The 12815-nt window shown below is 44.9% G+C and carries 8 protein-coding genes; 3 read left to right on the top strand and 5 right to left on the bottom strand.

Going from position 1 to position 12815, the window contains the following annotated elements; translation table 11 throughout:
* Positions 1-120: 120 nt before the first annotated feature.
* The 5 genes from atpE to BW716_RS16850 all read right to left on the bottom strand — a co-directional run bounded on the left by atpE (position 121) and on the right by BW716_RS16850 (position 9730).
* The gene (atpE, locus tag BW716_RS16870; protein ID WP_083724053.1) at positions 121-393 is read right to left on the bottom strand and encodes an ATP synthase F0 subunit C; all 273 of its coding nucleotides are present in this window, start codon (positions 391-393) and stop codon (positions 121-123) included.
* Between the two features lie 38 nt (positions 394-431).
* The gene (gene atpB / locus BW716_RS16865) at positions 432-1562 is read right to left on the bottom strand and encodes a F0F1 ATP synthase subunit A (RefSeq protein WP_083724214.1); all 1131 of its coding nucleotides are present in this window, start codon (positions 1560-1562) and stop codon (positions 432-434) included.
* 145 nt (positions 1563-1707) lie between these two features.
* Positions 1708-5475 (bottom strand): DUF3857 domain-containing protein, encoded by a 3768-nt coding sequence (locus BW716_RS16860; RefSeq protein WP_083724051.1) that lies wholly within the window; start codon positions 5473-5475, stop codon positions 1708-1710.
* 97 nt (positions 5476-5572) lie between these two features.
* Positions 5573-7339, bottom strand: a complete 1767-nt coding sequence (locus BW716_RS16855) for an ABC transporter ATP-binding protein (protein ID WP_083724049.1) — start codon at positions 7337-7339, stop codon at positions 5573-5575.
* Between the two features lie 216 nt (positions 7340-7555).
* Entirely contained in the window at positions 7556-9730 is a 2175-nt protein-coding gene (locus BW716_RS16850; RefSeq protein WP_143708883.1) for a hypothetical protein, read from the bottom strand.
* Between the two features lie 242 nt (positions 9731-9972).
* Between BW716_RS16850 and BW716_RS16845 the strand changes: the two genes are divergently transcribed.
* The 3 genes from BW716_RS16845 (at position 9973) to BW716_RS16835 (ending at position 12774) form a co-directional block, all read left to right on the top strand.
* Positions 9973-10728: a DUF1003 domain-containing protein gene (locus BW716_RS16845; protein WP_083724045.1), complete on the top strand. Its 756-nt coding sequence runs from the start codon at positions 9973-9975 to the stop codon at positions 10726-10728.
* 167 nt (positions 10729-10895) lie between these two features.
* On the top strand, positions 10896-11579 hold the full coding sequence (locus BW716_RS16840) for a response regulator transcription factor (protein ID WP_083724043.1): 684 nt from the start codon (positions 10896-10898) through the stop codon (positions 11577-11579).
* An 88-nt stretch (positions 11580-11667) separates the two neighbouring features.
* Complete coding sequence (locus BW716_RS16835) at positions 11668-12774, top strand: cell wall metabolism sensor histidine kinase WalK (RefSeq protein WP_083724041.1); 1107 nt, start codon at positions 11668-11670, stop codon at positions 12772-12774.
* Positions 12775-12815: the final 41 nt, after the last annotated feature.

Raw genomic sequence — 12815 nt, 5'->3', positions numbered from 1 at the left:
TGTACCAATGCAATACACAAACATTTTTACCGGTATACTGCCAGATCAGCGATCTTTTTTAAAGATAGAGATTACTGCATCCATTGCCCTGTGCGCCGGATGCAGTAATAAGTTTTGGCCTTACAGCACTACTGCCAGCAGACCTGCGATAACGCCGAACAGGGCAACCCCCTCTACCAGCGCCGCTGCCAGGATCATGTTAGCACGGATGTCATTTGCAGCTTCAGGCTGACGAGCGATAGATTCCAGCGCGCTCTTACCGATGTTACCAACACCAATACCAGCTGCGATAGCAGCGATACCAGCACCAACAGCACCACCAGCTTTTGCCAGACCAGCAGCAGAAGCAGCTGCTTCAGTAGAAGCCTGCAATAAAACAGTTAAAATAGCCATGATAAATGTGTATTTATTGTTTAATACGAATTTTGATCTTAGTGATGTTTTGCCTCGTGGTGATCATCATGACCGCCTTCCATTGCCTGACCGATGAATACAGCTGTCAGGTTAGCGAAGATGAAAGCCTGGATAAAAGCTACCAGCAATTCCAGCATCATCATTACGATATTGAATATAATCGTAATCGGTGCAAAACCGAAACCAGCAATTGGCTGCAGTGAACCAAAGATGAATACCAGAGAAATAATGCTCAGGATGATGATGTGACCTGCCAGGATGTTCGCAAAAAGACGAATCATCAGAGACACCGGCTTAGTGAAGATACCGATGATTTCAACTGGCACCAGGATTGGTTTTACCCATCCCGGAACAGGAGGATTCAGGGTGTGAGCCCAGAAATGCTTGTTAGAACTGAACATCGTTGCCAGGAAGCTAATCAGCGCCAGCGCAGCTGTTACTGCCAGGTTACCGGTTACGTTCGCACCACCAGGTAACAGACCCAACAAGTTGTTGATCAGGATAAAGAAGAAGATTGTGAGAATGAAAGGAGTATATCTTTCATAAGCACCTGGAATATTTGGCTTGGCAACTTCGTCACGCATAAAGATGATCACAGGCTCCAACAGGCTTTGCATACCCTTTGGCGCTTGCTTGGACCCCCTGACACGATAAGCTTTCGCTACACTCGTCATAATCCAGATCAGCAGAATTGCACCGATCAGCATAGAAGTCAGGTTCTTGGTAATTGACCAGTCGTAGATCTCTTCATTCGTTGGGTTGTCATTTGCATCTACTGCAATGACTTTACCAGGAACGTACTTGTTAGCAGCCAGACCCTTTTCTTCCAGGTAGTGCTCGTTTACCAGACGGTAACCGTCGTGCGAAGCATGCCCATGGTGGAATTGCGAGCTCGAGAAAGTGGATAACCCTCTTTCCTTGCTATATATGATAACAGGTAAAGGGATCGTTACAGGAGTGCCTGCAATGTCCAACAGATGCCAATCATGGGCATCCTTAACGTGGCCAAGGATCACCTCTTTGGCATTAAACCCTTTCTTTTCATGAGGCTCGCCCTCAGTCGGGTTTGCAAACGTACTATACCCACTCATGCAGAAAACTGCAATAAGTGCTACCAGCTTAAGTTTAAACAGTTTGGAGGAAATCACCGCTTTCTGAAATTTTGCGCAAAGATAACCAGAATTATAATTAAACAAAGGGGACGACGAAAAAAGGAAAGCCGGGAAAACAATGTCACATTACATATTAATGCAATAATACATTGTCTACCCGACTTTCGTCATACCGTTTATCCTATTTAAAGGAAATATATTTTTGTTCTGCGTTGACTATCAAGTTGAAAAAATCTTTCATCTGACCAACCTCAGATGCCGGAATGTTGTCCATGATGTTCGTCATGAACGACCTGTTTATGATCAGTTTGCCCTGCGCTACCTTGTGGTAAGTGAGCTCATATTTCATATCCTTGAAGGTCGCTTTTACATCCGCAGGTATCTGGTCGAAGGTTTTTCCCGCTGGCAGGTTCAGCTCTATCTCACTTGTGTAACGATCTGTATTTTCGTACAACCAGTATTCAAACGGATACTGGCGGGCCTCATTATTGAATACATCGCTGGTAGCCACCACATCCATGAACGGTGGCTTGATCATGTTGATGTCTCCTACTCCAATCACCTCATTCTTAACGGTATAGGTCGTACTGATCGTCACGGAATCCTCCAGGTTATCCAGGTTCGCCACTTCAAAACTATCCAGTGTCACCGGGTTCTTGTAATGGCTGGCGGCACTCTGCTGCAGCGCTTTCCGCATCTCCTCCTCATCCTTGTCCGCAAAGCGGCCACGCATATTGGAAGCCAGCTCTCCATTCACTGTCATGGAAGTCTTTACCTTCAGGTCCGTAGCACCCACAGCTATTTTAGTCTGGCGGTTCAGCTTCACATCGTATTTATCAGTCGGCTTCAGCAGACTAATCGTCTCCTTTGTATCATAGTTAAATGGAATATTCAGGATCTGCGCGCTGATGTCATTCTGGGGCAGTGCATGATATGGCAACTGGTTATCAGTCAGTTCCAGGTAGCGATAACTCTCCCCATCCTTGAATCTGGCGATACAGTGGTTGAACTCCATAGATGGTAATACCATGCCCTGCTGACCGTTGCGACGTGTACTCACCAGCACCAGGTTGGCATCCAGCCCTACCTTACGGGCCAGGGATACAAAAAGGGTGCTCACATCTTTACAATCTCCCAAACGGGTGGCAAGGGTCTTACTTGCCCGCTGTGGGATATATGCCCCCTGTCTGAAAGCCACTGAGCTATAACTGATATTCTGCTCGATAAAGTTGTAAATGCGTTTTGCCTTCTCATCATTGCTCAGCTTCTTTTCTTCACCATTCGGGAAGATCCGTTGCAACGTCTTTAGCACATCGAAGTTCTCTTTGGATTGCTGACGGGTCACATCACTGTACCACTCCGCAATCACATCCCAGGATTTTACAGTAGATACATGCAATACCTTGCCAATATCACCCAGTGAAGGACTGTAAGATTCGTCTTTGAAAGCAGGCACGTTCTTGATTTCCCAGGTATACATGTGGAAATCTTCATGCTGACTTTCTACAGGTTTCACGTCATCTGCATTCTTCATCACATAGTTGATGCTGAGCGGCGCAGCCACCATCAGGCTATATCGCGCCAGCCTGGTAGGCACTGTCGCCTGGAAGTAAAACTTATCCCAGTACTCACGTCCTAAACGACCAATCCCAAAGTTGGCCACCTTGTAATTATAGTAAATCACATCACCTGGTTCCAGACGGGTGAATACAATATCATTGTCGTAGGTTTCTGCAGAAATCTTGGTACCATTCGCTTTTACCACTTCTGCTTTGATGATGGTCAGGTCTGAATAAGTACTGTTGTAAGGAATGGAAATTTCTTTCCACTGATCAATCGCATCTTTCTTGTTGATATAGATAGCCGTATTCGTCACCTGTTCACTGGCGCCTTCTGCATAGAGTACTACATTCTCTTCATCGAAGATGTAGTAATAGCTCTTTGCTGTATCCTGCGGTGCTTTCAGGTCCTTGTTGATTGCTGCGTAATAATCCATTTTGGGAAAGTAACTGAATACATCCGGCTTATTCTGCAGCTCACGGATCTTCTCTCTGTAAGTCGTACCACCTGCATAGAGGGCCAGTGCCTGTTTGTAATAATCCAATGCTTTTTCCTTATCTCCCTTTTGCAGATAACAGGCAGCTATAGTACCCAGCGGACTTGAATTGTATGGGCTGATAGCATGTTCTATTTCCAGATAATGAATAGCAGAATCATATTGCTGTGCTGCAAAGAAGTGCGTGATAATTGGTGAATACACATACAGTTCATACGGCGCCGTCTTGATGATATTACGTAATACAGCCAACCCCTTTTCAGGTTCTTTCTGCTGAAAGTAATCCTCTGCCAGTTGTTCCTGCACTTTGGTATTGTTGTGACCAGCCAGGTACTTCTCCAGTATTCTCATGGCTTCTGCCGGGTCTCTCACCATCTTCTGGTTATATGCATACATGCCACTTACCACATCGTATTCATCCGGGTACAGTTCATATGCTTTCTTCAACATGGTGACCATGCTATCTACGTGTTGCAGATTTGCATGCAGGTACATTTTCTTCGAGATCGTCCAGAGACTTTGTCCTTCGCGGGCTTCCAGTTTGTTCACTACTTCCAGTGCATCATTCCATTTCTTTTCATCTTCCAGTTCTGACTCATGCCCCTGCAATACAAGCGTATTTTCAGGATCTATCTGTTTCAGCATTTCTACCAGTGCAGAGATGTCAGTTCTGTCGTATTTGGATGACAGGCATTCCAGGTATTGATAAGCCAGCAGCGGGTCCTGCGGATCCTTTTCAAAGAATTTAAACAATGCATCTTTTGCTTTATCATATTGCTGGTTACGGTTGTATACTTTAGCCAACAGAATAGCATAGATAGGATCGTTCGGATATTTCTCTACCTGCTTTTTGAAATATGCTTCAGCAAAGTGTGGTAGCAATTCCGGTACATCTGTAGTTTTATCTACAGGGTAAGTTTCTACCTTATCAGTTGTGGTAAGCCCTTTCAGGGTTTCATACTTATCATCTGTAAGACGAACGATAAAGTTGGAACCGGGATTCGTAAAGCCTATCTGCACCAGTACACGGTTGTAACCTTTCTTCAGGTGTACACGTACATTGAATTTATCCAGCTCTGTAGCAATTTCATCCTCCTGTGCAATCAGCAATTTATCATTCAGCCAGGCCTTCAGACTACCATTGCCACCCAGGCAAAGGATCGCATCCTGATCTACCGGCGAATTCACAAAAGTCTGTGCATACCCAACTGAATTGGCAGCAGGGAACAGTGTGCCTACGAACAGCCAGCCGGCACTGTCCGTCACCGCTGGTTTGAACCAGTCTATATGTGTGTTATTGTAAGAGGTAAAGCCTTTTCCGGTATTAGGCTCTTTCAGCGGGCCGTAGTCTTTGTTAAAACCACTACCGCTGATGTTGTCAAAGGACCCAACGAACTGCCAGTTACCTAAGGCGCCAATCTGGCTGTACATATTACCGGATTCCTTTAGCTGCATGCCTATCAGGTGATGGAGCCCTTTGTAATACTTAGCCGCAGCATGTAGCGAACCGTTAAAGCGGTTGTCGGTAATTACTGTGTTCAGGTTATCAAGTTGCTTCCCCTTCTTGATGCCATAAGCGCCGAAGATACCGTCAGTGAACCATAAAGCGTAGGTATACGGGTTAAGGTCGGTGATCACCGTAAATGGCGAAGGATACCTGTTGAGGAATGTATCACCGCGCCCATCATAGCTTTCCAGCAGAATCAGGGCGGCAATAGCGTTTTGTTTGTGGACCGGGTCACTCTTCAGTACTTTCCGGAACAGTTCATAAGCGTGTACTTTGTCGTTTTTGTGCAGTGCCTCCCACGCTTTTTCATAATCGCCAGCATGGGTTTGGGTGGTGACCGCTACGAACGCAATACAGCATAATAGCACTCTCATCGTACTTCTCATAAATAGGTAGGGGAGTTTTATTCTAATAAAAATAACAAAAAAAGGGTTAATATTCTATTCATTCCAGGTTCGCCGCCAGGCCCCAAAACACATACTCTTATATCGTATCCGGCTGTTTAAACTGCATACTATGCAGCTTAAAATAAAACCCTTCCAGCTTCAACAACTCTTCATGTGAACCCATTTCCTTCACCACTCCCTTGTCCAGCACAATGATCTTGTCTGCCTTGCTAATGGTAGACAAACGGTGTGCAATCACAATGGAGGTACGGTCGGAAATCAATTTATCAATAGCCCGCTGGATCAACATTTCAGATGCTGTATCTACCGATGATGTGGCTTCATCCAGTATAAGAATGGCAGGGTCATATAATAAAGCCCTTACAAATGATATCAACTGACGTTGTCCCAGTGAAAGGGTACTACCCCTTTCCATCACCTGATAATCATACCCTCCCGGCAACTGCATAATGAACTCATGCATCCCGATGAGGCGGGCCGCCTGCTCTACCTGCTCCCTTGAAATTCCGGGGTTACGGAGTGTAATGTTTTCATAAATGGAACCAGCAAAGAGAAATACATCCTGTAGTACTACGCCAATCTTGCTGCGCAACGACTGCAAGCCATACTTGGTAATGTCTGTTCCGTCTATTCGGATAACTCCCTGCTGAATCTCGTACAAACGATTCAGGATACTGATAATGGTCGTCTTCCCTGAACCCGTATGCCCTACAATGGCAATGGTCTCACCCGGTTCCGCGTGGAAGTTGATATCCTTCAATACATATTCCTGATCCTTGTAAGCAAAATAGACATGATCAAACGTGATCGAACCACGCATCTTCGCAGCACTCTCCTGTCCAGTATCAGGAATATAGTCGTCACTATCCATGATCTTGAACACACGCTCACTGGCCACCATCCCCATCTGCAAAGTATTGAACTTATCTGCCAGCATACGCAGTGGACGGAACAGCATGTTCAGGTACATAATAAATGCAATCATTACACCCCGTGTCACTTCGTAATTCAGTACCTTATTTGCACCCCACCACACCATTAATCCAAGGGAGATGGCGAGAATAATTTCTACTACCGGAAAGAAGACCGAATAAGCGAAGATCGCATCTACGTTGGCCTGCCTGTGTTCTTTATTGATATGTTTGAAACGGGCAAATTCTCTTTTCTCTGCGGAGAATGCCTGTACTATCACAATCCCTGTCAGGTGCTCCTGCACAAATGCATTCAATGCCGCCACTGCATTTCGAACACGGAAGAATGACTTGTTCACGCTTTCCTTGAAGATATAAGTGGCTATGATCAGGATCGGGAATGGAGACAGGCTGATCAACGTGAGCCGCCAGTCTTCGTAGAACATCACACCGAGGATGGCTACGATCATGAGCATATCTGCGATGATGGAAATTAATCCTTCGGAAAATACGTCGTTAATAGCTTCGATATCGTTGATGGTGCGGGTGGTAAGCGTGCCTATGGGGGTCTTGTCGAAGAAGGCGAGGTTGAGATGAACGATCTTTTTGTACACTGCTACTCGCATATCTTTCACTACTGACTGTCCCAGCCAGTTGGTCAGGTACGAGAAGTAAAAACGAAATACTGTTTCCAGCAACAGTAAACCAACCTGGATGATGGAGATGGTAATCAACATTTGCATCATCTGATTGGCAATGTACTTATCGACAGTAAGCTGGATCAGGTAAGGTCGCATGGGCGAGATCACTGCCAGTAATACCGTCAAAAACATTGAAATGTAAAAGGAACGTCTGTAAGGAAATGTAAAACTGAATATGCGCCTTAATAGGCTGACATCGAATACTTTCTTCTTTTCCGCTGATTTTTCCACCCTAATATCGCTTTACAGTAAGCAAACCTACAGCTTTTTTAAGGAATAAGCTACCATGAACGGTTCTGCAGTAGCAGAACCGTTCATGGTAGCCCCGCAAAAGGGGGCTGACCAAAAAGGGGCCCCCCTCTCGGGTAGGTGATGGAGCCGAAATTGCTTTTCCGCAATTCTGAACACCTTCATTTTACTTTTTAGTCAGCCCCATATAATTTCCAATTATAATTTCTCGTCTTTCATTATCTGCTTATAAGCCTTTATGAATATCGCCCCCAGATTCTTATGCGGTGGCACATAATCACTAAACAACTCCTTATTCCTCGCATCCCCCGCAAACTTCCTGGTCAACACACTCCACATATCCACCCAATCCACATTCTTCCCTACTCTCAGCGTCTCATCCAACTGACGAATGATCGGCTCATTCACAAACCTGGTACCCACCTGCTTGGAAGAAATAATATGCGCCTCTGGTGACTTCTCCAACACGATCGCCAGGTTATGATAACCACCACAAGATCCCAATACCACTATCTTCGCAGTCGCCTGCAAATTATCCAGCGTAGTATTCACGTGATAACTATGCCCACGGTGAATGAATACGGTCGGATGAATATCATTTTCATCCAGGAACTCACTCAGCTTCTCAATCGCTTCCTTATCCGCCGGCTCTTCCAGTGGCAGGTTCGCATAGATAGTAATTGGCTTACCCTTGATAGAAGTGATCACTGTCCAGTATTTACCCTTAGTCACTCTCCACTCGCTTGATGGGAAGTTGCCCATAAAGCTTACATATGAGTCATGACCATCTTTATCTCCATAGAAAAATACCTGTTGTATAATTCTGCCGCTGTCATTGAGCAGGCTATTATAAGTCACGAAGTTGATCGGAGGCAGTTTCAGCTTGGTCGCCATTTCAGTGGCTTTGGAAGAATCACTGGTCTTCTCTGTTTCAGTGTCGAACAGGCTACCCAGCAGTTCATAGATCACCATCCCTCTTCTATCTTTTTTCTTAGACAGGTAAGCATAGTTCTTAGCAACCTCTTCCCGCAGGAAAGCCAGCAGCTTTGTATCTCTGATACTACCGAATGAGTTAGCCACATCTACTGCATCTTCCAGGTCTTCTGTTTTCTCCAGGCTGCTCACATATTTCTTCATCAGGTAGTTGGCATTTGCCGGATCCATGGATTTCAGGAAGTTATCCAGGGTGTTATAACCAGCCGCCATAGCGATGAATTTCTTAAAGCGGTCAAATTCTACCAGCATCAGCAAACTATCACCACGCGGCGGTTTCATACGAGCCATCATCTGGTCGTACAGACCGGCGTTGTTATGGTTGGTGTAACTGGAAGTATATAACTCTTCCTGACCGTTTACGATCAGGTAATATAGTTCTTCAGGTGTAAAGTTCTTAACGATAGCAAAGCGTACATTAGCAGGCTCTTCATGCAGGTCATCCACTTCGCGGATATAGCGGAGGGACTTGGCTTGCAGGTTCTCCATCATCGCTTTCAGACCCAGTACGTGTTCTCCGTTGTTACGGCGGTGTTGCAAAGCGATAGCGCTCTTCACCAGTTGTTTGAAGTAAAGGTCTTCGTTGCTGATTACAGTCGTGAGTTTATCCACGGTAGTGGTACCGTCCATCAGTTCATCGATGAAAGGCAGGATCAGTGTAGGCTGGCTCGTTTTGCCGATGGCTACGATCTGCTGTACAATAGGATCCGGGTTCTTACGGATGCTGGCTGCTATCGGTGTGTACGAAGTAGCGTAAGTCAATACCTGGTTAGGATATTTACGTGCTACTGCTGCAATCACGGAGTCAGTGATAGGGTATTCCAGGTAACCTGAAATCTCTGTCATCACAGTTTCAAGATGATTGAAGGCATATTTACCAAAGAGTATTTCCCTGGCGTCTTTATAACCAGGGTTATCCTTAAATACTTCGATCATTTTCTCGCCTGCGTCGAACGAAAGGTCCTGCAGGTAAGGCTTGATGCTCTGCCCTTTGATATCGGCAGCCATCATATTCCTGTAAGCTTCTACCATTACAGGAGCTTCTTCAGCCTGTATTTTATGGTAAGCACGTTTCATATTATAATCGTGCAGCATAACATATAGCCCTGACAGGTACTTGATTTTCAAACGATGATCGAGTGAAGAATCCAGTTCTATCTGGGTTTGCATATCATCCACCTGCCTGATCAAGGCATTGGTTACCTGTAGGTTGATCGTTTGATCATCCGACACCTTTACCAGGTCGTCCGCCTTGCCATCAAATTTTAGTGCTGCTGCCTGTTCTTTGTCGATATTATCATGGAATCCGATACGCCCGATAGGGATGTCTATCTTCTGAGTACTTTGTGCATGAACCAGACTGTCCTGAAAGACAATCATTAACAGGACTATTATAATTTTTTTCATTAATACAACTATGCTTAATAAAGGCTAGTATAGCAAATTTACTACCAATTTCCTACAATAAGGGAGTTCTGCTCATTGGCGCCCCACGGATCGGGCCACCAATCGCCCCTGAGATACTTCTGCCCCCGGCAATCGTATCTCAGGGGCAGGAAGTCCCCCCGGCGGAGGATGCTATTGTAATTTTAGTACCTTCATCCCGGAAATCCGCTTTATTTATGCAAAACTTCATCAGCGATCTTTCAGGCAACGAATTCCCCGCCAATGAAAAGATCCACTGCCGTAATGTTCGTAAGTCCGTTCTCGACCTGATCCGCAAGGACCATCCCAACCTCAGCATTAAATCAAAGATCTCGCTCTCTGAGCTCAACAAATACAGGCAACACTATTTCGAGCACCTCTTCGCCAAGGAAATCGGAGAACTCACCGAAATGGAGAAAACCGTGATCGAAAAGCTTCGGGACCATGATACACTTACAGACAAACTGGAGGACGGTGATGGCTCACAACTCACCTTCGGTCAGCGGATAGCCGATAAAATTGCCGAATTCGGCGGAAGCTGGACCTTTATCATCTCATTTCTCGTCTTTATCCTCCTCTGGATGGCGTTCAACGTCTTCTGGCTTTTCAACAAAGGCTTTGACCCCTACCCTTTTATCCTCCTCAACCTCATCCTCTCCTGCCTGGCAGCCTTACAGGCCCCTGTCATCATGATGAGCCAGAACCGTACGGAAGAAAAGGACAGGATCAGGGCAAAAAATGACTATATGATCAACCTGAAGTCCGAGCTGGAAGTCAGGATCTTACATGAAAAAATCGATCACCTCATCATTCATCAGCAGCAGGATATGATGGAAATGCAACAAACTCAGATCGAAATGCTGTCCGAAATGTCGCAGGCAATCAAAAAACTCGGTGGCGAAGGGAATGGTAATCACAGGGAAATAAATGGCAATAACAAAAAAACAGAATAGCTATCATCTGAATCCCCTGAAAATGATGTAAATTCATATGTCTTAATTTTCCCGTATACCGGCTATGGGTGTGCCATACGTCCGAATTAACAATTAGATAATATTAACTTTTCATTAATAGCGGGGCCGGCGATATAATTTTGTGCCGTCTAAAAATGTCAAACTATATGATGGACCAAGCGGTAGCAGGTAAGATTTTAGTGGTGGATGATGAGCTCGATATCCTTGAGATTATCAGTTATAATCTTAAGTCTGCAGGATATGATACAGTAACTGCCAAAGACGGTATCGAGGCGATTCAGAAGGCGAAAGTGTTCCGTCCGGACCTGATTATGCTGGACATTATGATGCCCAATAAAAACGGTATCGACACTTGTCGGGAGATCAGAAAAATTCCTGAATTTAAAGATACCATGGTGCTCTTTCTGACTGCCCTCAATGATGAAAAATCGGAGGTAGATGGACTGAACATGGGTGCCGACGACTATATTGCAAAACCAATCAAGCCAAAGTTGCTCGTAAGCCGTATCAATGCATTGTTCCGCCGTCTGCACAAGACTGAAGAAATGCAGGTACATCTGGGCGACCTGATCATCGACAGAGAGAAGTTTACAGTGACATACAAAGGACAGGAGATCATCCTGGCTAAGAAAGAATTTGAATTACTGCAACTGCTGGCTTCTAAACCAGGCCGCGTATTCCTTCGCAACGAGATCCTTAATCAGGTATGGGGTACAGAAGTCATCGTGGGCGACCGTACCATAGATGTGCATATCCGTAAGATCCGCCAGAAAATTGGGATCGATCTCATTACCACTGTAAAAGGCGTTGGCTATAAGTTCGAAATGTAAATTGTGTTGATAACGGCAGCAGGCCGAACCTGGCCGGATAGCTGATGCAATCATAGGTTGCAACAGTTATCCGGAGGAATTCCTTTGTATGGCAAGTGAAAAAATTGGATTAATTTCCCGGTATTATAATCATTACTCATTGTGGAGTATGTTCAAAGCCAAAAACCTTTCCCCGCAAAAATTAGCGGGTTTTACCGCACTGATTCTCGCAACGGTCATCACGTTGGGGTCTGTATTAATTGATAGTGACTGGAAGATCATTGTCACAGCATTCGTGCTCACCTTCCTCACGTCTTACTATCTCTATCTGTATACCTTACAGAACTTTATCTACAGAAAGATCAAGCTGATTTATAAATTCATTTATCAGACCAAAGCGTCTAAGAGAGAAGAGTTCTTCAACAAGAATATTCTTCCCCTAAAGACGATTGAAGAGGTGAGTGAAGATGTGGAGAAGTGGGCCAGTCAAAAGAAAGAAGAGTTGGATAGCCTGCGTAGAAACGAGGCGTATCGAAAAGAGTTCCTGTTGAACCTGAGCCATGAGCTGAAGACACCGATCTTCGCGGTACAGGGGTACATTCACACACTGCTGGATGGTGCCATGGATGATCCGAAAGTGAATAAACTGTTCCTGAAGAATTCTACCAAGAATATTGAACGCCTCTGTCGCTTGATAGATGACCTGGATGAGATCTCTAAACTGGAAAGTGGAGAGATGACGATCAATGCAGAGAACTTTGTGATACAGGAACTGATCAGGGATGTATTCGACACCCTTTCACTAAAGGCGAATACCAAAGGAATTAAGTTCAATGTGAAGAAAGGCTGTGAAGCACCAATACATGTATTGGCAGATAAAGAGAAAGTAAGACAGGTGCTGATTAACTTAATTGACAACTCAATCAAATACGGTCGTACAGATGGCCATACGGTAGCAAGCATCTACATTATGGATGATAAGCGCGTGCTGGTAGAGATTTCTGATGATGGTATCGGGATTGCTGAAGAGCATTTACCACGTGTGTTTGAAAGGTTCTATCGTACGGATAGAGCACGGTCAAGAGATATTGGAGGTACCGGCCTTGGATTAGCAATTGTGAAGCATATTATAGAAGCCCATGGACAAACAATCAACATCCGCAGTAAGCCGGAAATTGGTAGTACGTTTGGATTTACGTTAGAGTCAGGAGAGTAATACACAACTAAAAATACAATCAAATCGAGTAGGAAGAAAGC

Source organism: [Flexibacter] sp. ATCC 35208 (genome assembly GCF_001975825.1).
In the GTDB taxonomy this organism is placed as follows: Bacteria; Bacteroidota; Bacteroidia; order Chitinophagales; family Chitinophagaceae; genus Chitinophaga.
Note: the sequence above shows the minus strand (reverse complement) of the source record. Positions and strands in the feature narration are given on the sequence as shown.